Origin of the sequence: Mameliella sp. MMSF_3455 (genome assembly GCF_030733205.1) — a bacterium.
GTDB lineage: Bacteria > Pseudomonadota > Alphaproteobacteria > Rhodobacterales > Rhodobacteraceae > Antarctobacter.
Genome location: NZ_JASHJL010000029.1, coordinates 18705 through 42117, shown reverse-complemented (window position 1 = coordinate 42117; position 23413 = coordinate 18705). Strand labels below are relative to the sequence as shown.

The 23413-nt window shown below is 62.4% G+C and carries 30 protein-coding genes and 3 pseudogenes; 9 read left to right on the top strand and 24 right to left on the bottom strand.

Features of this window, described 5'->3' with window-relative positions; all coding sequences use genetic code 11:
• Nucleotides 1-18 precede the first annotated feature (18 nt).
• Nucleotides 19-851: pseudogene (locus tag RBB42_RS19135) on the bottom strand (IS3 family transposase); the annotation flags it as partial.
• A 28-nt stretch (nt 852-879) separates the two neighbouring features.
• The gene (locus RBB42_RS19130) at nt 880-1440 is read right to left on the bottom strand and encodes a mechanosensitive ion channel family protein (RefSeq protein WP_371931750.1); all 561 of its coding nucleotides are present in this window, start codon (nt 1438-1440) and stop codon (nt 880-882) included.
• A 42-nt stretch (nt 1441-1482) separates the two neighbouring features.
• Here RBB42_RS19130 and RBB42_RS19125 point away from each other — a divergent pair, with 42 nt between their 5' ends.
• Complete coding sequence (locus tag RBB42_RS19125) at nt 1483-1767, top strand: hypothetical protein (RefSeq protein WP_223306328.1); 285 nt, start codon at nt 1483-1485, stop codon at nt 1765-1767.
• 382 nt (nt 1768-2149) lie between these two features.
• On the opposite strand, the gene rnk is transcribed toward RBB42_RS19125, so the two are convergent.
• The 3 genes from rnk to RBB42_RS19110 all read right to left on the bottom strand — a co-directional run bounded on the left by rnk (nt 2150) and on the right by RBB42_RS19110 (nt 4054).
• Nucleotides 2150-2593 (bottom strand): nucleoside diphosphate kinase regulator, encoded by a 444-nt coding sequence (rnk, locus tag RBB42_RS19120; RefSeq protein ID WP_043146584.1) that lies wholly within the window; start codon nt 2591-2593, stop codon nt 2150-2152.
• Between the two features lie 83 nt (nt 2594-2676).
• Nucleotides 2677-3144 carry a hypothetical protein gene (locus RBB42_RS19115; protein ID WP_043146583.1) on the bottom strand — a complete coding sequence of 156 codons (468 nt, stop codon included), beginning with the start codon at nt 3142-3144 and terminating at the stop codon, nt 2677-2679.
• 607 nt (nt 3145-3751) lie between these two features.
• Nucleotides 3752-4054, bottom strand: a complete 303-nt coding sequence (locus tag RBB42_RS19110; protein ID WP_223306325.1) for a DUF1127 domain-containing protein — start codon at nt 4052-4054, stop codon at nt 3752-3754.
• 628 nt (nt 4055-4682) lie between these two features.
• On the opposite strand from RBB42_RS19110, the gene RBB42_RS19105 reads away from it, so the two are divergent.
• Nucleotides 4683-5141: a hypothetical protein gene (locus RBB42_RS19105; RefSeq protein ID WP_043146581.1), complete on the top strand. Its 459-nt coding sequence runs from the start codon at nt 4683-4685 to the stop codon at nt 5139-5141.
• A gap of 91 nt (nt 5142-5232) precedes the next feature.
• Here the strand turns inward: RBB42_RS19105 and RBB42_RS19100 are convergent, their stop codons facing one another.
• Entirely contained in the window at nt 5233-5649 is a 417-nt protein-coding gene (locus tag RBB42_RS19100; protein WP_043146580.1) for an RrF2 family transcriptional regulator, read from the bottom strand.
• Between the two features lie 112 nt (nt 5650-5761).
• Here RBB42_RS19100 and RBB42_RS19095 point away from each other — a divergent pair, with 112 nt between their 5' ends.
• From RBB42_RS19095 to RBB42_RS19085, 4 genes are read left to right on the top strand one after another with little or no spacing between them, the layout of a single operon-like run.
• On the top strand, nt 5762-6490 hold the full coding sequence (locus RBB42_RS19095; RefSeq protein ID WP_305971240.1) for a 5-formyltetrahydrofolate cyclo-ligase: 729 nt from the start codon (nt 5762-5764) through the stop codon (nt 6488-6490).
• Nucleotides 6491-6492: 2 nt separating this feature from the next.
• Nucleotides 6493-6906, top strand: a complete 414-nt coding sequence (locus RBB42_RS19090; protein WP_043146578.1) for a PAS domain-containing protein — start codon at nt 6493-6495, stop codon at nt 6904-6906.
• A gap of 24 nt (nt 6907-6930) precedes the next feature.
• Nucleotides 6931-7311, top strand: coding sequence for an integrase core domain-containing protein (locus RBB42_RS28150; RefSeq protein ID WP_371931752.1), 381 nt, complete (start codon nt 6931-6933; stop codon nt 7309-7311).
• On the top strand, nt 7284-8018 hold the full coding sequence (locus RBB42_RS19085) for a pseudouridine synthase (protein WP_043146577.1): 735 nt from the start codon (nt 7284-7286) through the stop codon (nt 8016-8018). Before RBB42_RS28150 ends, RBB42_RS19085 begins: the two co-directional genes overlap by 28 nt.
• A 14-nt stretch (nt 8019-8032) precedes the next feature.
• On the opposite strand, the gene gdhA is transcribed toward RBB42_RS19085, so the two are convergent.
• The 11 genes from gdhA to RBB42_RS19030 all read right to left on the bottom strand — a co-directional run bounded on the left by gdhA (nt 8033) and on the right by RBB42_RS19030 (nt 16307).
• Nucleotides 8033-9388: an NADP-specific glutamate dehydrogenase gene (gene gdhA / locus RBB42_RS19080; protein WP_043146576.1), complete on the bottom strand. Its 1356-nt coding sequence runs from the start codon at nt 9386-9388 to the stop codon at nt 8033-8035.
• A 304-nt stretch (nt 9389-9692) separates the two neighbouring features.
• Nucleotides 9693-10574: a DUF2189 domain-containing protein gene (locus RBB42_RS19075; protein WP_052244880.1), complete on the bottom strand. Its 882-nt coding sequence runs from the start codon at nt 10572-10574 to the stop codon at nt 9693-9695.
• Entirely contained in the window at nt 10568-10741 is a 174-nt protein-coding gene (locus RBB42_RS19070) for a hypothetical protein (RefSeq protein WP_190285501.1), read from the bottom strand. Before RBB42_RS19070 ends, RBB42_RS19075 begins: the two co-directional genes overlap by 7 nt.
• Nucleotides 10738-11616, bottom strand: coding sequence for a cytochrome-c oxidase, cbb3-type subunit III (gene ccoP, locus RBB42_RS19065; protein ID WP_043146575.1), 879 nt, complete (start codon nt 11614-11616; stop codon nt 10738-10740). Before ccoP ends, RBB42_RS19070 begins: the two co-directional genes overlap by 4 nt.
• A complete protein-coding gene (locus RBB42_RS19060) occupies nt 11607-11777 on the bottom strand; it encodes a cbb3-type cytochrome c oxidase subunit 3 (protein WP_069086739.1) in 171 nt (56 codons plus the stop codon). The genes ccoP and RBB42_RS19060 overlap by 10 nt, the downstream gene beginning before the upstream one ends.
• Nucleotides 11778-11781: 4 nt before the next feature.
• A complete protein-coding gene (ccoO, locus tag RBB42_RS19055; RefSeq protein WP_052244879.1) occupies nt 11782-12558 on the bottom strand; it encodes a cytochrome-c oxidase, cbb3-type subunit II in 777 nt (258 codons plus the stop codon).
• Nucleotides 12559-12562: 4 nt separating this feature from the next.
• Nucleotides 12563-14215 carry a cytochrome-c oxidase, cbb3-type subunit I gene (ccoN, locus tag RBB42_RS19050; RefSeq protein WP_043146574.1) on the bottom strand — a complete coding sequence of 551 codons (1653 nt, stop codon included), beginning with the start codon at nt 14213-14215 and terminating at the stop codon, nt 12563-12565.
• Nucleotides 14212-14397 carry a cbb3-type cytochrome oxidase assembly protein CcoS gene (ccoS, locus tag RBB42_RS19045; RefSeq protein ID WP_043146573.1) on the bottom strand — a complete coding sequence of 62 codons (186 nt, stop codon included), beginning with the start codon at nt 14395-14397 and terminating at the stop codon, nt 14212-14214. Before ccoS ends, ccoN begins: the two co-directional genes overlap by 4 nt.
• Nucleotides 14394-15434 (bottom strand): NAD(P)H-dependent flavin oxidoreductase, encoded by a 1041-nt coding sequence (locus RBB42_RS19040; protein WP_305971239.1) that lies wholly within the window; start codon nt 15432-15434, stop codon nt 14394-14396. Before RBB42_RS19040 ends, ccoS begins: the two co-directional genes overlap by 4 nt.
• Nucleotides 15431-15808 carry a DUF488 domain-containing protein gene (locus tag RBB42_RS19035; RefSeq protein ID WP_043146572.1) on the bottom strand — a complete coding sequence of 126 codons (378 nt, stop codon included), beginning with the start codon at nt 15806-15808 and terminating at the stop codon, nt 15431-15433. Before RBB42_RS19035 ends, RBB42_RS19040 begins: the two co-directional genes overlap by 4 nt.
• 7 nt (nt 15809-15815) lie before the next feature.
• Nucleotides 15816-16307 (bottom strand): group III truncated hemoglobin, encoded by a 492-nt coding sequence (locus tag RBB42_RS19030; RefSeq protein ID WP_305971248.1) that lies wholly within the window; start codon nt 16305-16307, stop codon nt 15816-15818.
• Between the two features lie 112 nt (nt 16308-16419).
• On the opposite strand from RBB42_RS19030, the gene RBB42_RS19025 reads away from it, so the two are divergent.
• Together RBB42_RS19025 and RBB42_RS19020 are read left to right on the top strand one after the other, a co-directional pair.
• Nucleotides 16420-16701, top strand: a complete 282-nt coding sequence (locus RBB42_RS19025; RefSeq protein ID WP_043146603.1) for a DUF6522 family protein — start codon at nt 16420-16422, stop codon at nt 16699-16701.
• A 177-nt stretch (nt 16702-16878) separates the two neighbouring features.
• A complete protein-coding gene (locus RBB42_RS19020; protein ID WP_305971238.1) occupies nt 16879-17307 on the top strand; it encodes a hypothetical protein in 429 nt (142 codons plus the stop codon).
• Here the strand turns inward: RBB42_RS19020 and RBB42_RS19015 are convergent.
• The 4 genes and pseudogenes from RBB42_RS19015 to RBB42_RS19000 all read right to left on the bottom strand — a co-directional run bounded on the left by RBB42_RS19015 (nt 17304) and on the right by RBB42_RS19000 (nt 20383).
• A complete protein-coding gene (locus RBB42_RS19015; protein ID WP_190285500.1) occupies nt 17304-17729 on the bottom strand; it encodes a hypothetical protein in 426 nt (141 codons plus the stop codon). The two genes, RBB42_RS19020 and RBB42_RS19015, sit on opposite strands and share 4 nt — an antisense overlap.
• 45 nt (nt 17730-17774) lie before the next feature.
• Nucleotides 17775-18490 (bottom strand): annotated as a pseudogene (locus tag RBB42_RS19010) (ATP-binding protein).
• A gap of 52 nt (nt 18491-18542) precedes the next feature.
• A pseudogene (locus RBB42_RS19005) lies at nt 18543-20016 on the bottom strand (IS21/IS408/IS1162 family transposase).
• Nucleotides 20017-20230: 214 nt separating this feature from the next.
• Nucleotides 20231-20383 (bottom strand): integrase core domain-containing protein, encoded by a 153-nt coding sequence (locus tag RBB42_RS19000; RefSeq protein ID WP_305971237.1) that lies wholly within the window; start codon nt 20381-20383, stop codon nt 20231-20233.
• A 357-nt stretch (nt 20384-20740) separates the two neighbouring features.
• Here RBB42_RS19000 and RBB42_RS18995 point away from each other — a divergent pair, with 357 nt between their 5' ends.
• Nucleotides 20741-21523 carry a CPBP family glutamic-type intramembrane protease gene (locus tag RBB42_RS18995; RefSeq protein WP_043146569.1) on the top strand — a complete coding sequence of 261 codons (783 nt, stop codon included), beginning with the start codon at nt 20741-20743 and terminating at the stop codon, nt 21521-21523.
• A gap of 264 nt (nt 21524-21787) precedes the next feature.
• Here the strand turns inward: RBB42_RS18995 and RBB42_RS18990 are convergent, their stop codons facing one another.
• The 3 genes from RBB42_RS18990 to RBB42_RS18980 form a co-directional block, all read right to left on the bottom strand.
• Nucleotides 21788-21955 (bottom strand): hypothetical protein, encoded by a 168-nt coding sequence (locus RBB42_RS18990; protein WP_223306323.1) that lies wholly within the window; start codon nt 21953-21955, stop codon nt 21788-21790.
• 163 nt (nt 21956-22118) lie between these two features.
• Nucleotides 22119-22871 carry a PD40 domain-containing protein gene (locus tag RBB42_RS18985; RefSeq protein ID WP_043146568.1) on the bottom strand — a complete coding sequence of 251 codons (753 nt, stop codon included), beginning with the start codon at nt 22869-22871 and terminating at the stop codon, nt 22119-22121.
• A complete protein-coding gene (locus tag RBB42_RS18980; protein ID WP_043146567.1) occupies nt 22831-23277 on the bottom strand; it encodes a PD40 domain-containing protein in 447 nt (148 codons plus the stop codon). The genes RBB42_RS18985 and RBB42_RS18980 overlap by 41 nt, the downstream gene beginning before the upstream one ends.
• Between the last annotated feature and the right edge of the window lie 136 nt (nt 23278-23413).

Sequence of the window (23413 nt, the reverse complement as noted above, 5' to 3'; positions counted from 1 at the left end):
ATTCTCCCGACATAGGACGTTGTCCGATCTTATGTATTCCGGCGGGCCGCGCAGGATGAACAGATCCGTCAGCGCATCCAGCACGTCGGTTGAGTTGAGCCTGCGATCGACGCGGATCATCAGCGCTTCCCTGGTGTATTCGTCGATGATGTTGAGCGTCCGATAGGCCCGGCCATCGTGGGTTCGGTCTTGCACGAAGTCATAGGACCAGACGTGGTTCGGCCGCTCTGGCCTGAGCCGCACGCAGGACCCGTCGTTCAGCCAAAGCCGCCCCTTTTTCTTCTGTTTCTGCGGGACCTTCAGCCCTTCACGCCGCCAGATGCGTTCGACCCGCTTATGGTTCACGTGCCAGCCTGCATTGTTGAGCAAGCCGGTCACCATCCGATATCCATAGCGCCCGTACTGATCGGCCAGTTCGATGATGTCATCGGTCAGACGCTCTTCATCGACCCGGCCCTGGGGCACCTTGCGCTGCGTGGATCGATGCTGGCCCAACGTGCGGCAGGCGCGGCGCTCAGACACGCCCAGTTCCTGCCGCACATGGTCGATGCATTTACGGCGACGCGAAGGGCTCAGAAGTTTCCCTTTGCTGCCTCGGTCAGGATCAGTTTGTCCAGGGTGAGATCAGATACAGCCCGCCGCAGCCGCTGGTTCTCTTTCTCCAGTTCCTTCAGCCGTGCGAGCTGAGACCTGCCCATCCCGCCATAGAGCTTACGCCATCGGTAGAACGTCTGCTGCGTCACGCCGATCTGGCGCACGGCCTCCGCTACCGTCATTCCTTGACCCTCCAAAACTTCAACTTGCCGAAGCTTCGATACGATATCTTCGGGCTTCTCTCGTTTCCCAGCCATCGCTGATCCTCCAATTTGCGGGACAAAACTATCCCAGTTGGTGGACCACTTTCAGGGGGCTACTCCAATTCAGCTCGATCTGCATGCGTGGGGTCGGGACTTTCGCTTGCCGCAACGCGCGGTCGATCAGAGACAGCAGCTCGTCCCGGCAATCGACGTCCCGTTCGAAGCGCGACAACCAGAACCGGACCGCATAGGAATTGCTGTCGCTTCCAAGCTCCTGGACGCGGACATCCGGTGCCGGTTCGCTCTGGATCAGGCGCGCTTCGCCCACCGCCTTCAGGATCATTTCCTTGGCGGCGTCCACGGGAACCTCATGCGCAAGCTTCAGAGACAGCTGCGCGCGATACTGCGGTTTCGGCGCGGAGTAGTTGATGATGCGTCGGCGCGCGATCTGGCTGTTCGGCAGGATCATGTAGGTCGAGTCCAACGTCAGCACCCGTGTCGTGCGCCAGCCGATCTCGATGACCTTGCCTCGTGCGACCTGCTCGATATCGACCCAGTCCCCAATCCGGTAGGGTGCCTCAACGCCCAATGCGATGCCGGACAGCGTGTCGGCCACGACGTTCCGGATTGCGAAACCCAGCACCGCGAGTATCAAGCTCGATCCCGCAAGCGCGCCAAGGAGACCTTGTTCCAGCAAAAGCGCGGCAGAGGCAACGATGGCGGCGAAGAACAGCAGAACCGCCACGAGATCCCGAAACAGGCGGGGGTATGGGCGCTTGTCGCGTCTCCGGCGATCTGCGAACAGGCCGAACAGCCGGCTACCGAGCCAGGCCGCGGCAAGACAACCGACAACGCCGCCAGGCAAGCGGAGGGACATTTCGACCCACCGCTCGACATCCTGGTCGAAGATTACCAGACCGGCGGCGACAAGAAGCAGAATCGAAGGCCAGGTCAGCCGACGGAGATGTGAGAGAAGTCTCATGTCAGCAGCCCTGTCGCTGGTGCGGCGATGGTCTGCGAGACCTGCACTGGAGGCAGGTCACGGCGGCGCCGATATGTCGCTCGACGGCAGAGCCACAACGACGACAGGAAATTCGGACAATGGGGGTATTGCCCCCGAGAATGTGCCGACAGCTGGGACAGCGATGAGCGGCTGCGCGGGGAAGCGATGTCTTGCAGGACGGGCAGGCAAGCGGAAGGTGACGATTCATGAGCCCCTCTTTCAATGGGAAGGGAAGGCGCCGAAGCGGCGATTGCTGTTATCCCGGAAGGAGCGTCGTGGCTTCATCAGCGCATCGCGCGGTTCCTTCCGGGCAGAGCATGGGCTTCGGCAGGGCCCAATGTGTGTCGGATCATTGTGCCTCCAGGCCTTCGGGGACATCCTGGGACGCGACGTGGAGCACGGTCAGGACCCGCTGCTCTCCGTCCCTGGTGTCCCAGTGGAGCGATGCGCCCTCTGCCAATCCGATCAGGGCAACCCCGATCGGTGTCAGGATTGAGATCCGGCCGCGTGCGATGTCGGCGTCCTCGGGATAGACTGGCGTTACCGTTTTTTCCTGGCCGGTCGTTTCGTCGCGAAAGGTGGCCGCGCGCCCGATCGCCACAACGTTCTGCGGGAGTTTCGCCGCCGGAACGATCCGGGCCCGACCGATTTCGCCGAGCAACCGGTCGGCAAGGTCCGGATTGCGCTGGATCGCGCCCTCGGCAAGTGCCTCGAGCCTACCCAGGCATTCAGCGCTTATGACGACCTTGGGCCGCCGGCCGGTGCCAAGAGAGGTGGAGCGTTGTTTGTTCATCGTGGTTTCCTTTCAATCTACTTGTGCTGTGAGTGAATTTTGGGTGGTCATAGTCCCCGACCCGTCATGGACGGATCAAAGCATCAGGCCGCGGCGTCGTCCGAAGATGGACTCACGTCCAGTACGACAACGACTTCGATCTGACCGTCGTCCCGCAGGAGCGGAACCTTCTGCAGCTTTCGCATTCCGATCAGGGTGGCTCCAAGCAATGAGGCAACGAGGATATGTCCCGGGACCGGTGCGGGGTTCATGGAAAGCACGCCGCTGCGAGCGCCCTCACCGCTGATCATGTAGGTGACATGGGATCCGGCCACGACGAGATCAGGCGAGGCCGGCTCGGGGGTTCCGCGCGAGATCCGCAGCTTGTGACGCAGCAGTCCATTTAGAAGAGGGGGGTTTGGCGCATTCCTGGTTCCGCGATGGCGGAGCAGGCGCTCGATACCGAGCCGGTCGTCGACGGTGAGAAGAAAGCCTGTCTCGACAGCGGAGCGTTCAAAGAGCGATCGAAAGTCACTGCCGGCAGGCAGGTGGGTGATCCTGGTAATAGTCATGATGTGTCTCCCGGAGCGGTGAAGCCCGCGTTCTCAGATGAAAGGATGTGAGAAAGCCCCGGGTGGTCGAAGACGCGCTTATGCGCAGACCGCCCGGGGACCCGGGCGGTTCAGAAGCAGAAACCGGAAAAGGTTTTCGTGCGTGACCATGAGGAGACCTTAGTCTTTGGGCGCACCCTGTCAATCCTCGCGAGCGGGCCGGTTCTGGAACGGACAAGGATGCAAAGATCCCGCGAAGGTGAAGAAGGCGAATTGTTGACGAGGTCCACGAGGCGGACTTCGACGACAGGGGGTCACCGCCGGCCCGTCTCGAAGATCGAGTCACGTCGACCTTCCTGGACCGGCCGGCGGTGTCGCAGCGGGATGATGTTTGCCGATGCCGTGCGACCACCATCGTCTTCCCGTCGCGCCAGGCATTTGGCGCCCGGCTCGGCGACCGACCTCTCCATGTCACTTGGCCGGAAAAGCTCCGGAAACAGTTCTTCGAAATCTGCCTTGCAAATCATCATTTTGTCACTCCTTTCCATAGCTCCATAGAGAGCCACGACACGGCGAAGGCTGCGCACCCCTGCAGTCCAGTGGTGCGCATTCTCGAGAATAGGACCGGCTATGCCGTTCGGCCGCCGCGCCACCGGGCATCGACCTGCACATCCGAAGAAACTGGACGCATGCTCAGTTCGCGATCCGCGAGACCATCGACGACGCGCGGGATATCACTGCGATCAATTCCGATGTCGCGCAGCAGGCGATCGTCCATGCCTCGAAGAGTTTCGATCATCTTCCGGCGTTGCCAGTGGTGAAATGCGGTCCGGAGCCAACGTCGAAACGCTCCGGGTTTGCGGCTGCGCTGACTGGCCGTTCGAGGGAGTGGGAAGTGATGGGTATTGGATTTGAAGACGTGGGGGTGCATGTCATGCTCCATGACGAGGAAACTGAACCGAGACGCACGCTCCACGTCAGCTGGCGACCCGCACAGGCGTGATCGTCCGGCCAGATTGGCGCGTTTGTCACTTCGACTGATCTGTAAGAGATCGAGAAGACCCCGAGACGCGGACCGGCAAGCGGCCTGATCCCGCCCGGGGTTACCGGCGGTTCAGTGTGTTTCCTGCGTTGAGCAGGAACCTCGTATGAAGACTGAACATGGTCATGACTGAGATATCGGCAATCCGCGTGCGTTTATCAAGAGCACGGCGTAGCCTGCGACCTTCTGGCACTGACGCCATCAGAGGCGGACGAGGCTCATGGATGACGCCCCTCAAAAGGAGATCAAAGACCTCGGTTTATCGTCGCGCAGCAGTGAGAACTGACTCTCATAGTGGTGCCACTTCGCCGCACCATGGCAGTGACGATTGACAGAATCCATTTGTTGCATAGGTTGATCGCATGGTTACGAACGAAAACCTTTTCCGGTTTCTGCTTCTGAACCGCCTCCCTGCCCGGGCGGCGAGCGCTTAACCGCGTTCACGGCCACCCGGGGATTTCTCGAACATTTTGATAGAGACATCGGGTCTGCTGAGATCAGCCCCTGGGAGACAAACATGACCGACGCACAACATGTGCGGGTGCCGAACAGCTATGCTTACGACACCACGCCTGAAAAACACCTCAACGATGCCGAGTTCTTTCTTCGGCCTTCTGACCGCACCGACATCGAGTGGCTGCTGTCCCGAGATGACCCCGCGGCACAGAACATGCCGCGTCTTGTAGAGGGCATCCTGCGCTACAAGATGAGAACGGCCGGGAAAGCGGCTGGCAAAGGCATCGACCAAATCGCATTGCCTATGAAACGCATTACTTATGCTGAAAGCACTGGTTCAGTACGGAAAGGCATTTTGACCATGAGCGTAGTAGAACGGCCGGGCCGCATTCCGGTGGGATCTCTGCTGGGCGCAACTCTCTTGGGCATGTCAAGACACCAGGAAGAGCCCCTGAAGAAAGAGGACGGCAATACTGTCATTGTCCGCGTTATGAAGATCGAAACCGTGGAGCCGGTCTGATGCGTCGAGTAGCGGACCGATCTGCGGAAAGGAAGCGCGTGTAACGCGCCGTCTCAGTTAACCTGCGCCAACATGGCGTCATGATGCCGCGTCAGACGGGTTCCGGTGCGGGGAGGGCAACATCGGCAAGGGTCGAGCGGTTGAGGTTCTCGATAAAGGCCATCTCGGCCACCCGAAGCCGGGTCTTCAGGCTACAGCATCCGTCGATGGTGCAATCCCCGCCGTTCGGTTGGAGGCATTCGACAAGTGCCTGACCCTCTTCCAACACTCGCACCACGTCCCCCAGCCGGATTTCCTCGGGGGCGTGGGCCAGGGTAGCACCGCCGCCGCCCCCACGACGTGTCTGCACCAGTCCGGCCCGGCCGAGTTTCTGCATGATCTTAATGAGATGGTTGCGGGAAAGCTGGAATTCCTCGGCGAGATCAGCAGTGGAAAAAGCCCGGTCCGGCGCGCTGGCAAGGCGCATCAGCATGCGGAGTCCGTAGTCGGTGAATGAGGTAAGGCGCATCTGCCATCCATGAAGTGGTATTTACAGTGCCTATTATGGCGATTATCCTAATATGGCGCTTATCCAGAGAAGTGAATAGTCCCGGCGCGGAGACGCGGCTCCTGCCGCGAGAATGACTATACCTGAAGTTTGGGGGGTGGACATGGGCAATGGGTCCAACAGCTTCAAGAATGAGGGAAACTTTGCCTCGCCACCCTGCATGGCGGCAGAGGTCGATCCTGGGTATTTCGATCCCTTGACCGTAGATCCCGAACAAGAGCGCGACGTGGCCCGGTGGCGCACGGCGGAACGCAAGCGGCTTCGCGAGGCGCGTCGGACGCTTTCCTCGTCCCAGAGTAAAGCAACAGGTGAAGCGCTGATGGCAGGACTGAAGAAATTGTTTGCAGGGCACTCTGCCGGGGCGGGCGACGGGGTCGCCGCCTTCTATTGGCCGATCAAGGACGAGCCGGACCTGCGACCTCTGATGACCGAGATGCACGCGTCTGGCCGCCGCATCGCCCTGCCTTTGGTGGAGACGCGGGCGGCGCCCCTGGTGTTCCGCCTATGGACTCCGGAGACCCGGATGGAGCGCGGACACTGGAACATTCCCGTGCCGCCACGGGACGCGCCGGAGGTGATGCCGGACGTCGTTCTCGCGCCTCTCATGGGCTGGGACAGCGAGGGTTATCGCCTTGGCTATGGTGGAGGGTATTTCGATCGAACCCTGGCGGCGCTGTCACCGCGCCCCTTCAGCATCGGTGTGGGACTCGCCGCGGCGCAGCTACCCACAATCTATCCGCAGCCCCACGATATTCCGATGGATGTCATACTCACCGAGCGTGGGACCGAAGTCGGAGGCTAACGATGGACTGGGACCAGATTGCGCGAAAATTGTTCGAGGGCATGCCCGATGCGCTGGTGGTCGCCGACCGCAAAGGCATCATCCGCGTCTGGAACGGGGGCGCCGAGCGGATATTCGGCTTTGCAGAGGGGGAGGCGCTTGGCCAGTCATTGGACATCATCACGCCGGAGCGACTGCGTGAGCGACACTGGATCGGCTACGAGGCCACCATGCGGACCGGTCAAACCAAATATGGCGCAGGCGATCTTCTGTCTGTTCCTGCAATCCGGAAGGACGGAGCGCAAATCTCGATCCAGTTCTCCATCGTCCCGTTGCGCGACGAGGACGGTGACTTGCAGGCGGTCGCGGCGATCATGCGCGACGTCACCGAGGACTTCGAAGAGCGCAAGAGGTTGCGGCGCGCGCTTCGCGATTGAGGGAACCGTCGAGGCTGTCAGGCACTGGATTCGGCCAGCGTAGCCGGGACGGCCTACGCCGAACCGGGCTTACCTTGGGAAAACCTGTGCTGCGCGAGCTTCAATGCCCGGTCCGGCGAAAAAATGTTCAGCGGAGGACTCTTCTGTAGCCCCAGCCAAGCGCTGGCTCCGATCGAGCGAAGAAGGAAACACCGCAACACCAAGCGAGCCCATGGCGCTCTGGGCTATCACCCTCCGGTTCCCGAAACCATCGTCCCGATGGACCGAAGACCGGTCATTCTCCAGCATTCAAACTGGACTTTCCGGATGGGGCCGATCATGGCGATAGAGCCGCAAGAGCCCGGCGTGGTGCATTTCGCTTACGAGGATCACCGGATTTGTCCAGCAGTTCATTCACACGTGTAGACAAGTTCCTGTCCTCGATGGGATATGGTGCGCGCAAGGACATCGCGCGGCTGGCGCGGGTTGGTGGCATTGTCTTCGATCAGGCTGAGATCCTGGACGCCTCCATCCGCATCCCTGTCAGCGCGGATCTGCCCCGCCGCATGACGGTCGCGGGCAAGCCGCTTGATCCGCTTGCCGGCCTGGTCGTCATGATGAACAAACCCTTGGGCGTGACCTGTTCGCACAAGGAGGCAGGCGAACTTGTCTATGACAGGCTGCCTGCGCGCTGGCGACGCCGCAAGCCCGCAATTTCGACCATCGGGCGTTTGGACAAACAGACCTCAGGCCTTTTGCTTCTGACCGACGACGGTGACCTTCTGCACCGTATCAGCAGCCCCAGAAGCCGGCTCAGCAAAACCTACCGCGCCACGCTTGCCCGTCCACTCGACGGCACGGAAATCGCACTGTTTGCGTCGGGCACACTCACGCTCAGAGGCGATGACAAACCCCTGGCGCCGGCGGTGCTGGACATAATCTCGGAAACCGAAGCCCTGATCACCGTGACCGAGGGCCGATACCACCAGGTTCGCCGCATGTTCGCCGCCACCGGAAATTTCGTCGAAGCTCTGCGACGTGAACGCTTGGGCGATCTCTGCCTGCCCGACACGCTGCCCCCCGGTGGATGGATGCTTCTGAGCAAGGAAGAGATCGCCCTCGTTTTTCGATGACCGAGGTGATCGGCTCAGATCACGCCCAGCATCCGCATGGCTTTCGCAACCCGCTCGAAACCGGCGATGTTCGCGCCCAGGACGTAGTCACCGGGCGCGCCATATTCATCGGCAGTTTCGGCGCATCTGTCGTGGATGCTTTTCATGATCTGAGCCAGCCGCTGTTCGGTCTGCTCAAAGCTCCAGCGATCACGGCTGGCGTTCTGCTGCATTTCCAGTGCCGAGGTTGCAACGCCCCCCGCGTTCGCAGCCTTGCCTGGCCCGAACAGGATGCCGGCCTCACGCAGGATGCGGATCGCTTCGGGGGTGCAGGGCATGTTCGCGCCTTCGCCAACCGCCAGAACGCCGTTCTTGACCAGTGATTTCGCGTCCTTGCCCGTCAGTTCGTTCTGGGTGGCCGAGGGCATTGCCACGTCACAGGGTAGATCCCAGACAGAGCCCTTTCCGACAGGAATGAAACGGGCTCCGTTCCCACGTAGCCGGGCATACTCCGAAATGCGCTCGCGGCGCACGGATTTGACCTCCTGAAGCAGGGCAAGGTCAATCCCGGCTTCATCTATGACGTAACCGCTGGAATCCGAACAGGCGATGACCATGCCCCCAAAGGATTGCACTTTTTCGATGGTATGGATGGCAACATTGCCCGAACCCGATACCACAACGCGCTTGCCATCGAAGTCGGTCTGGCGCGTTTCAAGCATCGCCTTGGTAAAATACGTGTTGCCGAAGCCGGTTGCCTCTGTCCTGGCTCGGGATCCGCCGTAGGCGATGTCCTTGCCGGTAAACACGCCCGATTCATAACGGTTGGTCAGGCGCTTGTATTGCCCGAACATGTATCCGATTTCACGTCCGCCAACGCCGATGTCACCGGCCGGCACATCCGTCTGCTCGCCCAGGTGGCGGTGCAGTTCGGTCATGAGCGATTGACAGAAGCGCATGATCTCGCCATCGGATTTGTTCTTGGGGTCGAAATCCGATCCGCCTTTTCCGCCACCGATCGGCAGACCGGTCAGGGCATTCTTGAAAGTCTGCTCGAAGCCCAGGAACTTGACGATCCCCAGATTGACAGACGGATGGAAGCGCATCCCCCCCTTGTAGGGGCCGAGGGACGAGTTGAACTGGACGCGAAATCCTCGATTGATCTGGACATTCCCCTGGTCGTCAACCCAAGGGATGCGAAAGATAATCTGGCGCTCGGGTTCGCAGATCCGTTCGATGAGCGCTTGTTCGAGATAATCAGGGTGCTTTGCCACGACGCGCCCGAGGCTTTCCATCACCTCGTGCACGGCCTGGTGAAATTCCGGCTCGCCCGCGTTACGCCGCGCCACTTCGGCAAGGATCGGTTGGAGCTTTTCGTCGATATTGTTCATGTGCCTCGTCGCATCAAGGGGGAGTGTTGGCTGGGTGCGGAAAATGTGTGCATCGGCATCACGAGTGCCCATTTTCCAGTCAGCTATTCGATCCTCGACCGTTGTGCAAACCGTTCTCGCGCAGGATGACGTCGAAGGGGATGTTGTGCGGGTGTGGGCGCGGTGAGTGTAAGCTGCGCTGCATTTGGTCTGACGCCGACGACAATGGGTTTCGGGTGCAGCACTGGCGATGGCCAGGAGATTTGTCTTGCCGCGGCCGGTCTCGCATCAGGTCGCAGGCTTCTGCAACTTCGCCGTTGGAGGATCAGGCCGGGCGAATGAACATGCGGTCATCTTCATGCGCGGCGGCATCGTCGGAGCGGATGGCACGGTAGCAATGCCACGTCGCGTGTCCCAGCAGCGGAAACACCAGGATCAGCCCCAGCCCGGCGGTGAGCAGACATAAGACGAACAGCGCCACCACGATGGCGCCCCAGGCAATCATCACCGCGAGGTTGTTCCAGACCATCGCCATGCTGATCCCGAGCGCAGAAAGCGCGTCGGTCCGTTCTGTCAGCAGCATCGGAAAGGCGAACACGCTGATGGCGAATGAGAAGGCGGCGAAGAGCGCACCGACGGCAGAGCCGATCAGCAACAGGGCCCAGCCAGTGGGAGTCAGGAAAAGCATCGGAACGATCTCCTCGGTGCCGGGAAAGGCCACCATGCCGAAGAACAGCGCATAGATGAGGACCGCCGCGCGCATCCACAGCAGGAACAGCCCCAGAAGCATGACCCCCATGAAGACACCGGCACGGCCGGATCGAAGCCGGACGAAGAGCATCGGCGCGAGGCCGACCGGTTCGCCCGCCTCCAGTCGCCGGCTTTTCTCGTAGAGCCCGCCGGCGATCAGCGGCCCGACCACCATGAAGCCCGCCAGCGCCGGGAACAGGGCATAGTCGAACTCCAGGTGGAACAGGAACCAGACCACGGCGACCGAGACGAGGAAAACGCCGAGGCCGTAGACCAGACTCGGAAGCGGGTGGGTCCAGAGATCGCGCCACCCGGCCCGCAGCCATGTGAAGGCGGTGCGCCACGGCAGATCGCGGGCGTGCGGGCTCGGGCGCGCTAGGGGTGGGACCACCTTCGGAATGACGCCCCCGGCGTGCGGATTGTCGGGAGGCGGCGGGGCGTTGTTCTGGCTCAGCATGACGGTTTCGCCGGGCGGTAGGTGCCGGCGCCTTCCTTGGCGGTTTCAACGCAGCTCGGTTGCGACGACAGCGAGACAGAGACGAGATGGATTTTGGCGGCGGCGAAGACGGCCACCACCAGAAATGCGGCGGAGATCGCCAGAACTCGGGGGCGTTCAATGGTCATTCCGGGCCCTCGTCAGCCAGCGACGTGATGTAGATGGCAAGCATCTTGCGCTGCGCTTCGGTCAGGCGGTTTTCCCATGCGGGCATCCAGCCCTGTCGGCCACCATAGATCGTCTCGAACAGAGCCTCATCGGAGCCACCGTAGATCCAGTGGCTGTCAGTGAGGTTCGGGGCGCCGAGGTCGTGCATGCCCGTGCCGTCCTCGCCGTGGCAGCTTGCGCAATTGTCGGCGAAGAGCGCGGCGCCTTCTTCCAGCCGTTCGGGCGGGGCGCCGCTGTGGAGGCCCGCCAGCGACTGCACATAGCCCGCCACGACGCGGATCTGGTCCCGGTCGAGCATGCCATCACGGCCAAAGGCCGGCATCTCGGCATAGCGCGTGTCGGGATGCGGGGCATTGATGCCGACACGCAGGGTTTCGAGGATCGTCTCGTCGTCGCCACCCCAAAGCCAGGCGTCATCGACAAGGGAGGGATAACCGGGGCCGCCTTCGGCGCGGCTTCCGTGGCAGGCCGCGCAATTGTCGCCGAAGAGTGCGGGTGCGGTCTGGTCGACGTGGGACACCAGAACCGGGTCGTCGCGGATCTCGTCCAGAGAAAGCGCGGCGATCCGGTCCGCCCAGAGGCTTCGGGTGGCGTCTGCCGCCGCCACGCGCTTATCCACCTGTACCTGTTGGTCGATGCCCAGCAGCCCGCGGGTAAAGGTATTCACCAGAGGCCAGGCCGGCATGAGCACCCAGTAGACCAGCGCCCAGATATGCGTGACGATGATGAAGAACCACACCGCCCGTGGAACGCGGGTGTTCAGCTCGGTGATGCCGTTCCATTCGTGGCCCGTGGTCTGGTGACCGGTCAGTGGGTCGCGTTCCTTTACCGACATGGCCCGTCCTCGTCATCCAGGATACTGTTCGCGGCCTTGTCGAAGCGTTTGCCCAGCGACGGCCAATAGGCGTAGACGGTGATCCCCACCGACAGGGCGATGAGGTAGAACAGCCCGAAGGACTTGGCGATCACCGAGGTCAGGTCGTGCGTGAGGTCCATCCTGTCAGTCCTCCCCTGGTGGCTGATTTGCGAAGGCGGCATCCGTGAGCCCGCCAAGGATCTGAAGGTAGGCCACCAGGGCATCCATCTCCGTGACGCGATCCCGCTGTCCGTCGAAGTGGCGGACGCTGGTCGCGTCGCCATATCGCTTGCTTACGCCGTCGGCCGCGTCGGTGTCGGGCCGCGCCTGGCCGCGGGCGTCGGCATCGGCATTGTCGATCTGTTCGTCGCTGTAGGGCACGCCCACTGCCCGCAGTGCCGCAAGACGGTCCGGCAGGCTCTCTGTCTCGAGCGTCCTGTCCAGCAGGAAGGCGTATTGCGGCATCACCGATTCCGGCACCACCGCGCGCGGATCGACGAGGTGGCGCACGTGCCAGTCGTCGGAATACTTGTTGCCCAGCCGGGCGAGGTCCGGCCCGGTCCGCTTGGAGCCCCAGAGCATCGGGTGATCGTACTGCGATTCCACCGCCAGCGAGTAGGGCCCGTAGCGGTCCACCTCGTCCTGAAGCGTGCGGATCATCTGGCTGTGACAGGCATAGCAGCCCTCGCGGATGTAGATGTCGCGCCCGGCCTGTTCCAGAGGTGTGTAGAGCCGCATGTCCGGTGCGGCCTCGACCGTTTCGTCGATGGTGAAGAGCGGCGCGATTTCCACGAAACCGCCCACCCCGGCGGCGACGATGATCCCGAGGGTCAGGGCCATCGAGTGCCGCTCGGTGCGGTAGTGGGTCCGGGCGTGGAACTCGAACAGGCGGGCGAATGGGGAGAGGATCTTGCGAAACATCGGGTCACTCCGCTGCCGGGACGGCGGGTTCGGTCGCCTCGGACGAAGTCGGGTAGTCGCGTTCCGGGCGTTTTTCAGGGGCGTGCCGGATCGTCATGTAGACGTTGTAGGCAGCCAGGATCGCGCCGGTCAGGAACAGCGCCCCGCCGCAGGCCCGTGCGACGTAATAGGGGTGCATCGCGACCAGCGTGTCGGTGAAGGAATAGGCCAGCGTGCCGCTGTCGGTGTAGGTGCGCCACATCAGCCCCTGGACGATGCCGCTGTTCCACATCGCGAAGACGTAGATCACCGTGCCCGCCAGCGCGAGCCAGAAGTGCCATTCCACCAGCTTCCAGGAATACATCGTCTCGCGCTTCCACAGCAGCGGAACGACAGAGTAGATCGAGCCGAAGGTGATCAGCGCCACCCAGCCCATCGCGCCCGCATGGACGTGGCCCACGGTCCAGTCGGTATAATGCGATAGTGAGTTCACCGCACGCACTGCCATGAATGAGCCTTCGAAGGTGGACAGCCCGTAGAACACCGCCGCCACCATCATGAAGCGCAGCGTGGCATCGTCGCGCACCTTGTGCCAGGCGCCGTTCAGCGTCATCAACGCGTTGCCCGCACTGGCCCAGGAGGGCACCAGCAGCATGACCGAAAAGGTCATGCCCAGCGTCTGCACCCATTGCGGCAGGGCGGTGTAGTGCAGGTGGTGCGAGCCGGCCCAGATGTAGAAGAACACAATGCCCCAGAACGACAGGATCGACAGGCGGTAGGAGTAGATCGGCCGCTCCGCCCGCTTGGGCAGGAAGTAGTAGAGCATGCCGAGGAAACCTGCGGTCAGGAAGAAGGCGACCGCGTTGTGGCCATACCACCATTGCGTCATCGCATCCTGGACGCCCGCGAAGGCCGAGTAGCTCTTTGCTCCTGTCAGGCTGGCGGGGACGGCGAGGTTGTTGACGATGTGCAGGATCGCCACGACCAGGATGAAGGCGAGGTAATACCAGTTGGCGACGTATATATGCGGCTCGTTGCGGCGCGCCAGCGTACGAATGTAGAGCACGAAGTAGACGACCCAGACGATCACCAGCCAGATGTCGGCATACCATTCCGGCTCGGCGTATTCCTTGGACTGGGTAACGCCCATCAGGTAGCCCGAGGCGGCGACAATACAGAAGAGGTTGAACCCCAGCAGCACGAACCACGGTGAGACATGTCCGGCGAGCCGAGCCCGGCTGGTGCGTTGCATGACGTGATAGGACGTGGCGATGAGGGCATTGCCACCGAAACCAAAGATCACCCCCGATGTGTGAACGGGGCGGATGCGGCCAAAGCTCGACCACGCCGCGTCGAAGCGCAGATCGGGCCAGGCAAGTTGCGCCGCGACCCAAACCCCCATGCCCATACCGACGACGGCCCAGAACAGGGCGATCACGAGCCCGGCCTTGGTCGGGTCGTCGTAGTAGCTGGTCGTGCGGTCCTCGGCCGGTTCGGGCTCGCCAATCGCACGCAGGACGAAGCAGGTCACGATACCGGCCGCAATCAGAACGATCGCGCCGTGACTCCCCATCGGATCGCCACGACCCGCTGCGGCCATTACCAGCCCGACAATCGCCATGACGACACAAATCATCAATGCGATCTGGCGTTCGGCACCTGTCAACCGCTCCATCATCTGGCAACCTCCCGGTCGGTTCTATGTCTTGGTGGCAGCGGACGGTCCTCCGTCTGGAGGATCCGGCGGGCATCCCCGTCCGGATCGTCAAATTGGTCGTGTCTCATCGCCCAGAAGAACGCGCCGAGTCCGACAGTGCCCATCGCCAGCGTCACGGGGATGAGAAGAAGTAGGATGGTCATGCTGCGCCCTCGCCTGGAGCCTGCGCCCGTCCCGCGATGCCGCGAAGCGCCGCCGCCTCGGTACAAAGGTCGAGCAGCCGGCGCGCGGCTGGCACGATCCCGACGATTTCCCCCAAACCGGTACCGGCGTAATGCGGCATCTGCTCCAGCGCGCCCGTCGTCGTGCGCAGCGGTGAATCCGTGCTCTGGCGTAGGCGTGGAATGTCGCCGTCATGGGCGATGATCTCGCGGGGGATCGCGTCGGGATCGTGGCCCATCAGATCCGTGCCGAAGCCATCCGTAACGCTGTTGCGCAGGACGCGCACAGCCGACCCCTTGGGCCAGTTCAACACGAAACCATCGGTCAAGACCGTGTCCTGCGGCCCTGCATCGACAATGCGCCGCTTGTGACACTCATGGGCGAAGGATTCCTGCGTGGCGAGGAAGGCAGTGCCGCATTGCACGCCTTGCGCCCCCATCGCCAACGCCTCGGCCAGCGCCAGCCCGGTGCAGATGCCGCCGGAGGCAACAACCGGCAAGGCCGTGGTGTCCAGCACGGCCCGGAGCAGGTCGAATGTCGGGGTGCGGCCGTGCACGTGGCCGCCTGCATCCTGCCCCTGTGAGATCAACACATCCGCACCGGCGGCTTCGGCCTCCCGTGCCGCGCGCAGCGTGCCCACCTGGTGCAGCAGAAGAGCGCCTGCCTCCTTCACCCGGGCAACGGCCTCGGGCACCACGTCCCAAAAGAATGAAAAGACCGCCACTTCCATCGCGAGGCAGGTTTCGATTTGCTGGTCCAGCAGACCTGGGTCGGTGGCTGCGGGGATGAGGTTGACGGCAAAAGGGCGGTCCGACAGCCGGCGGTAAGCCTCGATTTCCGAGATGATGAGTGATGGCGCTTCGCGCACCATCCCCAGTGTCGGGAAACCGCCGGCATTTGCAACCGCGGCGGCCAGTTCGGAACGCGCGACGCCTCCCATACCGGCCAGGATGACGGGATACTTGCATCCCAGAAGGTCGCACAGGGGCGTGCGAAGGGACTCCGGATCGGCACTCATGTGGTGTCCCCCTTGAGGCGCTGCTTCAGATAGTCCCGCAGCACCACCGCCTGATTGTGCTCCCGGTCCTTCGCTGCGAAGAGCAGCGTGACGGGGCCTGCTCGGCACCATGCGAGGCAGCGGTCAACGGCGTCCGCGTTGTCCGCCAATTCGTGCAGATAGCGGTTGCGGAATTCTCCCCATTTGTCCGGATCGTGGTCGAACCATTTCCTGAGCTCGGTGGTCGGCGCGATGTCCTTGAGCCAGGCATCGTGTCCGAGACCGGTCTTCGAGATACCTCGCGCCCAGATCCGATCCACCAGCAGCCTCGCACGGTCAGCGCCGGACGCCTCGTCGTGAACGCGTGCGATGTCGATGTCGGAATGCTTCGCCATGCCGGCCTCAAACCAGTTTCGGGATGCCGGTGCCTTTGGCATCTTCGACCGCGAAGTTGAGCGTCCGTGCGATGCGTTCGGCCCGCTCGATGACATGGGCGGCGCCAGCAGGTGTGCAGATCTCCGTTGCGGTCTCGCGAAAGAGTGTGAGCCACCGCTCGAAATGGCCCCAGTCAATCGGCAGGCCGACGTGCTTGGGCACCGGGGCGCCATGATAGCGGCCTGTCATCAAGGCAACGGAGGACCAGAAGGATGTCATCCGCTCCAGATGCGGTGGCCAGTCATCGATGCGCGCCGCGAAGATAGGGCCGAGAACAGGGTCGTTGCGGATTTTGCCATAGAAGGCATGGACCAGCTCGCGCAGCACCGCGTCATCGAGCCCGGTCCGTGCCTCGAGATCGGCGGTGATCTCCGGTCGCACGGAGGGGCTGCGCGGTGGGGACGTCTGGATAGGGGTCATCGGTGTGGCGCCTTGGTCGCAGTTGTATTGACGGGGCATGCCCTTCAAGTGGTATTATAGATACCTATTTAAGTCGAGCGCAATCGGTCGAAACCGCGCAGAGCCAGACTGGCGGAGATCGGCGCGGGACCAGGGAATGGGAGACGGTGCGATGAGCGAAGTATCCAAAACCGACAGCGGGTTCGTTGTGGAAGCAGCCGCCATCGCGCGGGCCTTCGAGATCACGGAAGAGCAGGTCCGGGAGGAGATGCGGAACGGTCTCATCCGCAGCCGCTCCGAGAGCGGGGCGGGCGAAGACGAAGGACGTTGGCGCATGACCTTCTATCGTGCCGACCGCGCGTTCCGTCTCGTTGTCGATGCAGAGGGAGAGGTGCTGTCGCGGGGGAGCTTTCCCGTCACGCCGCGAGCGCGGTCATCAGTGCGCCGGGATTGACACTCGTCGGGCGGCAAGCAACGATCAATCCATGGTCAGGTATCAGATCAAGTTCCGGTTTCTTCTGCTGAACCGCCTTTAGCCCCGGGCGGATCGTGGGCGTTTTATGCGCAGCGATCTCCCGGGGACATCTCGAGAAAAGTTCTGAGATTGTCGGAGGCAACTCCAGGGGGAAACATGGCCATACCTGACGTTACGGGATCAACGATACCGCGACACGGAAAGCCCGAAGCGGGTGGCGGGGATTGCAAGTGCCGCCTGACAAAAGCCGATCGGCTGGGGATCGAGAGATTTCTGACCTTCGCCCGCAACAGCAGTGTCGCCTACTCCCAACTCATGCTGGACATTCTACATCAGAAACTGCAGGTGGCCGTTGCCTTAGAGGGCGCGGCGCCGTCCGATGTTGCCAAGTTTGGCAGCTATATTTCCTGCGTGGTGGACGAAAAAGATATCGAATGCGGGGTTCTCAGTTTCGGCCTTGTGACGCGTGCCGGAGAAATCCCGGTTCACTCTCTCCTGGGGGCCACGCTCATCGGAATGTCGACCGGGCAACGCACTATTCTGCTGTCCGAAGACGGCACCACCCGGTCATTGGTGGTAACCTAGGTGGGCGTGCCTTTTACCGTGTAGTGACGGGTTGCACCCAATGCGGTCACTGGCGCATCCGGCGCGGAAACGTAGTCGGTCTTGCCTTTGATCCGTGAGCGGCCCGCGAGCGAATAGGCCTGGCACGGAGGGCCGCCAAACAGGATGGTGTTTCCTGCATACGTTTCGCGTGCCTGGTCGAGTTCCGCGGCAAGCTCTTCGAACACGCCGACGCTTCCCGGAACTCTTTGCCGCACTTCCTGCTCAGCCTGCTTCCAGTTCGAAGGATATAGTTCCGACCAGTTAGGTAGAGGCGCGCCCTTGTTCAGGAAATCGTAATATTCCTCAGGAAACGCGTCGAACGACCAGAGGAAAGCGCGCAATCGCAGCGTCTGGATGGCGTGATTGTTGATTTCCGCTGAGCAGTGACCCGGTATTTTCACCGAGAAGTGACCCGCCCTTATTGTTTGTCAGCGGTCATGTCGTGGTCAATGTCGTTGTCTCCTTTCGCTTTTCTTTGCCGCCTCGGGGCTGGCCGTGAAGCGGTCGCTATCGTTGCCGGTTTCCATGGTGTGGCAGCGGTGAGTGAGCCGGTCGATCCGTGCGGTTGTCATCTTTGCATCGCCGAAGCCCTGGGCCCATTCGCTGAAGCCGGGGTTGGTGGCGATGATCACGCCGGTGCGCTCGTAGGGCTTGCTCAGGAGGTGGAACAGCATTGCGCCGCCGGACGAGCTGAACGGCAGGTCGCCGGGCGCGTCGGGAATGACCAAGTCGACCCTGGTGAGCGTCTGCGCCGTCTTCCCGGCCTTTCCGGGTGCCTTTTCCTGTTCCAGCGCGTTGACGCGTTCCACGGTCGGGCAGAAGCGCACTTTGCATCCGTGATGCTCGATGGCCTGAACGCCGATCGCCGTTGCGATGTGGCTTTTCCGCTGCCCGCTCCGCCGATCAGCACGATGTTTTCGGCGTTTTCCATGAACGCGCCGCGTTGCAACTGCCGGACAGTGGCTTCGTTGATCTCGCTGGATTTGAAGTCAAGGCCTGCGAGGTCCTTGCAGGATGGGAAGTGGGCCACCTTTGTGTGATAGGCAATGGAGCGCACCTCGCGCTCCGCGGTCCCGGCCTTGGGCAGCCGGGACACCATCGGCGTCGCGGCCTCGAACGCCGGCGCGCCCCGGGCGACCAGATCATCGACGGCTTGCGCCATGCCATGCAGCTTGAGGCTACGCAGCATGATCACGATCGAGGCTCCTGCTGGATCATGACGCATGGCGCGTCTCCCCGGCCTGTCTCAGGCCGTCATGGCGGTCGACGTTGGCCTTCGGAGCCGTTTCCAGGGCCAGGGCATCCGGTGGGTCGGCCTCGGGATGGTCGGAATGCTTCTTGTCGATCAGCCTGTGCAGCAGGTTCAGGATGTGCGTCTTGGTCGGACCGCCAGCTTCCAGCGCCGGTTCTGCGGTGCACAGAACGGCGTCTTCGTCGTGATGCAGAACCAGGGACAAGATATCGACCATCTCCCGGTCGCCGCCTTCCTTGCGCGACATGTGATCTTGCAGCCGGCGGAAGGCTCCGGGGCATCTCGGTGAACGGCGCGCCGTTGCGCAAAGCTCCGGGTTTGCGCTGGATCAGCGCCAGAGAATGGCGCCAATCATAAATGACCCTGCCTGGTTTGTGGTGCGATCGCTCACCGATGCGGTCATAGGGGCAAACGGCCTGACCTTCGGCCACTCCCACCAGCCGGCCCGGATAGACATGCAGGCTGACGCGGCGGTTCGCAAAGCTGGCGGGCACACTGCAGCGATTGCGTTCGAAGGTGATCAGGCACGTCGGCGACACCCGTTTGCTGTGCTCGACAAACCCATCGAAGGCCGGGGGCAGCCCCATCAGCATCGGCTTCTCCGCTTCCCATGCATCAGCAATCGTGCCGGGCAGGTCCCGGTGGTTTGTCTCGGCCCAAGGGGCCAGACAGAGATCCTCCAGCCACCGGTTCAACTCGTCCAGATCTTTGAAGACAGGCATGACCTGCCACAGGCGGTTGCGCGCATCCTGCAGGTTCTTCCCGACTCGTCCCTTCTCCCGGCCAGCGGCCGGGTTGCTGAACTCGGGCTCAAAGACATAGTGGCTGGCCATGGCCTTGAAGCGGGCAGTGACGGCCCCGTGCTGGCACGCCGCCGAAGACCCGGAAAGCGTGCCAATCGGCGTCAAGCGGCATCTCATGGGGCTGAAGCGGACAGGCCCGTACCAGGAAGGCCCGGCTGTGCGACAGCTTGATATGGGCGACCTGCAGCTTGGTCCGCGCGCCGCCGATATTGGCCCGGTCCTCGCTCCGGTCGACCTGGAATGCCTCGCCGGGCTGGCACACCAAGGGCACATAGGTGCCGCGTCCAGTCGTCTGCTCCGCTCGATGCCGATCGGCGCGCCAAGCGCGGGCAAAGGCCGCCACAGGCCCGCAAGAACCATCAAGACCAGGCTTCACCGGATCGGCATGCATCTGCTTCACGGTGAGGCGTTCCTTGTGCGCCTTCCGCGTCTGCGCCAGCAACCAGGCTGACAGACGATCCGCATATGGGTCCAGCTTGCTCGGCCGTGATGGCGATTGACCTTCGGTTCGACCGCGCCCTCGCGCAGATACGTTCTGATGGTGTCGCGAGACAGCCCGGCGCGCCGGGCCGTCTCGCGAATTGGCATTTTGTCACGCAATGTCCAACGTCGGACAACACTCAGAAATCCCATGTCGATCACTCCATATCTCCCCGACCGAACCCGTCGCGGCAAGGTGCTCACATGGGGCAATTCCCAGTGGAAAATTATCAGGCTACCGGATCACTGCTCAGCGGTCATCAACAGGTTTGATCAACGAGGTCACTGGGCGGGCCCGTTTCCGAACATGGCGGATCACGCTATAGATTGAACTACTCCCCGATCCTTGGACAGTTTTGGGGATGATTTAAGCTACTCTCTGCCCCTGCTGGTCGGTTTCGATCTGGTTGAAGTAGACCACGGAGGGCGGCTGTTCGCCATGGGCGGCGTGGGGCCGCCGGTGGTTGTAGAAGGCGAACCATCGGCCAACGCCGGCCTTGGCCTGGAGCCGGTCTCCCAAGCGTGTAGGGGTGACTTAACACCTGGTAGCTTGCACAAAAGTCCTGCCAGCTAAGGACAAAACGTGTTACTGATGACGGTGAAGCGTCGTTGCGATCGGTCGACTGTTCGTGCCTCGACGCTTCCAAATTCACGTCCATCGAGACCGAAGGTGCGTCGTCTCTTGGAGTTCGCAGCGGTAGAATTCAATCTTTTTCCATTCTCGCACCCGGCTCCCAAACGCCGACATTCGCGTTCGCGGTTCAATTCGGCACCGACGTCATCGCTGTTGCCGCCGTGATAGTGCGGCTTCGCACGGACCGCCGGGAAGGGCACCAGCAGCGGCGCATGAGTTGATTGAAGAAAGAAGGATCGCCCCATGGCTGATACGGCGCAGATGATATCAGACACCGGACGGTTCCGATGGCTCGAACGCGAGCATGATGATTTTCCGTTTTACCGCGGTTGTCCGGTGACGATCTCGACCGGCGGGTGGGTTTTGGTGATGGTTGCCGTTGTGATCGGGTTCCTGGTGCTGACTCAGGGGCCACGACTGGTGAGCGGCGTTCCGGCGCGCTTTCTGATTGCGTTGCTATACTCCGCCATTCCCCTTGCCGCGCTTGCAATCGTCGCGGGGCGGTCCTGGACGGCGCTGTTCCGGCGGCTTCGCGGCTCGGATTTCCTCTGGATGATCGCCTTCGCCGTGCTGAACCTCATCGTCACGCTTTTGGTCGGCATGATCATGATCCGCCTCGTCGACACCTCTGCCAACGAGGCGATTGCAAATGTCGCCTCGGCGGATGCGACGGACCGGCTGCTTTTCTTTTCGCAGAGCGCGATCCAACTGGTCGGCGAGGAGGTCATGTCGATCCTGCCGTTTCTCGCTCTGCTGTTCTGGCTGACAACTGCAGGAATGGGGCGCAAATGGGCCATCGTCGTGGCGACGCTTGTTGTCGCGGTTCTTTTCGCGGCAGCGCACTTGCCGACCTACAACTGGAACGTCGTTCAGGCACTGATGGGCGTGGGGGTCGCGCGGATCGTGCTCCTTCTGCCGTATATCATGACCAAGAACCTCGCTGTCTCCGCGGGTGCGCACATCCTGAACGACTGGATGTTTTTCGGGGTGTCGATCCTTGGAGCTGCCGCGGGCACCGCGGCGTGAACGAAGACAGGAGACATGCGAAACACATCTTCCACCCGGAGCGATCTTTGCTGTGGCGCTGCGCGAGTGTGGCCGGAGGAACGCCAGGCGCGTTGTGCCGGGAGAAGGACGCCGACGACTAGATCGGTCGCGCATGTCCGGCGGAACCGTTTGAAAAGGCCGCCGCTGTCTTGGCCGGAGGCCCCCGGCAGGCGCCCATTCACCGACTCGCCCGCTCGGTGCTTTCCCGGTGAAACACCGGCGGCGGTTACGCTGTCGGAAGGTCTATGCGGGCCTGCCGTCGGTGCAGACGGCAGAGTTCAGCATGCGAACCGAGGAATAACGGCCGTCTGACGTCACGACCTCGACACAGGCTCCGGTCTGCGCGTTGTAATAGTAGGAGGTCAGTCCGCGCTGCCAGGCGAGTTCGTAGCCGAGAGCCTGTATTCCCATTTCCGCCTGACCGGCCCGTGCACCCTGGAACGGCGTCAGGTCGGTCGAACTCCCGATAGCGGGTTGCCCGGGTGGGGGTGCCTCTGCCCGGGTTTTCCTACCGATCCGCCTGTCCCGGTGGCGGTAGACGCGCCTCCGGCATCGTTCGGCGTGGCAGGGCGGGCTACTCTCGACCACGGTCGACCAGGCCCAGTAGTGTCTCGACGGCACCTTCGAGCTGAGGGTCACGCCCTGCGGCGATGCTCTCCGGATTGTTCAGGATCAGCACGTCGGGCTGGACCTCCATGTTCTCGAAGAACCGGCATCGTTGAGGCGGAAGCCGATCTCCGGGACACCATAGTGCAGCCGCGAGTCGATCAGCGGCGGCTGCACGACTGCGGTACCCGACACTCGTCCCGTTCGGCTGATCGACGACGTAGAGCAGGGAACGGTTGTCCGGCCCGAGCTTGAAATAGGCGATTTTTTCCGAAAACGGGCTGAGGCGTGCGCTGCGATACTCGATGCCGGAAAGGTCGGGAAACGGCCCGTTCGGTCCGGTTTCGGTGTTCGCCGCATCGTCTTGTGGGGCGGTCGCGTCCTGTCCCGTGAGGCCGCTGAAGGCCGCGAAGGCTTCGGGGGTGAGGAAGGCGGCGTAGATGTCGCTACTCTCGATCCGTCCGGTATCGGCCCGGAGCCCGAAGCGGCCGGTCATCCACAGGACCACCTTGCCATCGGCGCTGATCGCGGGCGCTGCGTCGGAAAAGCCGTTCAGGCTGATGTTGACCCCCTCCACCGCACCGGCGGCGTCGGCGACACCGATTTCCATATGGGACCCGTATCCGAGCATCACGGCCAGCCAGCGGCCGTCGGAGCTCCATGCGAAGGAGCGGTCGCCGTCACAATAGGAATTGGACGCGTTTGCGGGCAGGACGATCACCGAAGTTCCGGCCTCGATGTCGTACGCGCAGCTCGGTCCGGTTCCGGAAATAGGCGATCCGACCGCCATCCGGCGCATAGACCGGAGAGAACTCGTCCTCCGCCGTGCCGACCAGGATCCGCTCTTCGACGGGAACGGCACCGGACAGGCCGGTGTCGGCGTCGCGCGTCAGGCGGGCCTCGACGATGTCCCAGGTGCCGTTCCGTTCCGAGGCATAGGCAAGGCTCCGGCCGTCCGGGGACCAGGAGACGTAGCGTTCGAGAGTCGGCGTGCTGGTAACGCGACGGGTTGCGCCGGTGCGGGTTGACATGACGAAGACCTCGCCGCGCGCGATCAGCGCGATCTCGCTGCCATCGGGCGAGACGGTCATCTCGGTGACCTGGTCGGCTTTGTTGCCCAAATCCAATGAGTGGTTAACTATTTGAATTCAGGGTGGTGGCTGGCGGCCATGAGCGGTTGGTCCCCCACGAAGTACAGACGAAGAACTGGCGATCATATACCACTCCATGATCTTGACGAGGAAATTCCATGACGGAAATAGG

Bases quoted from the DNA above. Each gene is read 5' to 3' on its own strand.
- rnk (WP_043146584.1), bottom strand. From the start codon at position 2,593: ATGAACAAACAACGCTCCACCTCTCTTGGCACCGGCCGGCGGCCCAAG.
- RBB42_RS19115 (WP_043146583.1), bottom strand. From the start codon at position 3,144: ATGACTATTACCAGGATCACCCACCTGCCTGCCGGCAGTGACTTTCGA.
- RBB42_RS19110 (WP_223306325.1), bottom strand. From the start codon at position 4,054: ATGCACCCCCACGTCTTCAAATCCAATACCCATCACTTCCCACTCCCT.
- RBB42_RS19105 (WP_043146581.1), top strand. From the start codon at position 4,683: ATGACCGACGCACAACATGTGCGGGTGCCGAACAGCTATGCTTACGAC.
- RBB42_RS19100 (WP_043146580.1), bottom strand. From the start codon at position 5,649: ATGCGCCTTACCTCATTCACCGACTACGGACTCCGCATGCTGATGCGC.
- RBB42_RS19095 (WP_305971240.1), top strand. From the start codon at position 5,762: ATGACTATACCTGAAGTTTGGGGGGTGGACATGGGCAATGGGTCCAAC.
- RBB42_RS19090 (WP_043146578.1), top strand. From the start codon at position 6,493: ATGGACTGGGACCAGATTGCGCGAAAATTGTTCGAGGGCATGCCCGAT.
- gdhA (WP_043146576.1), bottom strand. From the start codon at position 9,388: ATGAACAATATCGACGAAAAGCTCCAACCGATCCTTGCCGAAGTGGCG.
- RBB42_RS19075 (WP_052244880.1), bottom strand. From the start codon at position 10,574: ATGCTGAGCCAGAACAACGCCCCGCCGCCTCCCGACAATCCGCACGCC.
- RBB42_RS19070 (WP_190285501.1), bottom strand. From the start codon at position 10,741: ATGACCATTGAACGCCCCCGAGTTCTGGCGATCTCCGCCGCATTTCTG.
- ccoP (WP_043146575.1), bottom strand. From the start codon at position 11,616: ATGTCGGTAAAGGAACGCGACCCACTGACCGGTCACCAGACCACGGGC.
- RBB42_RS19060 (WP_069086739.1), bottom strand. From the start codon at position 11,777: ATGGACCTCACGCACGACCTGACCTCGGTGATCGCCAAGTCCTTCGGG.
- ccoO (WP_052244879.1), bottom strand. From the start codon at position 12,558: ATGTTTCGCAAGATCCTCTCCCCATTCGCCCGCCTGTTCGAGTTCCAC.
- ccoN (WP_043146574.1), bottom strand. From the start codon at position 14,215: ATGATGGAGCGGTTGACAGGTGCCGAACGCCAGATCGCATTGATGATT.
- ccoS (WP_043146573.1), bottom strand. From the start codon at position 14,397: ATGACCATCCTACTTCTTCTCATCCCCGTGACGCTGGCGATGGGCACT.
- RBB42_RS19040 (WP_305971239.1), bottom strand. From the start codon at position 15,434: ATGAGTGCCGATCCGGAGTCCCTTCGCACGCCCCTGTGCGACCTTCTG.
- RBB42_RS19035 (WP_043146572.1), bottom strand. From the start codon at position 15,808: ATGGCGAAGCATTCCGACATCGACATCGCACGCGTTCACGACGAGGCG.
- RBB42_RS19030 (WP_305971248.1), bottom strand. From the start codon at position 16,307: ATGCCCCGTCAATACAACTGCGACCAAGGCGCCACACCGATGACCCCT.
- RBB42_RS19025 (WP_043146603.1), top strand. From the start codon at position 16,420: ATGAGCGAAGTATCCAAAACCGACAGCGGGTTCGTTGTGGAAGCAGCC.
- RBB42_RS19020 (WP_305971238.1), top strand. From the start codon at position 16,879: ATGGCCATACCTGACGTTACGGGATCAACGATACCGCGACACGGAAAG.
- RBB42_RS18995 (WP_043146569.1), top strand. From the start codon at position 20,741: ATGGCTGATACGGCGCAGATGATATCAGACACCGGACGGTTCCGATGG.
- RBB42_RS18990 (WP_223306323.1), bottom strand. From the start codon at position 21,955: ATGGGAATACAGGCTCTCGGCTACGAACTCGCCTGGCAGCGCGGACTG.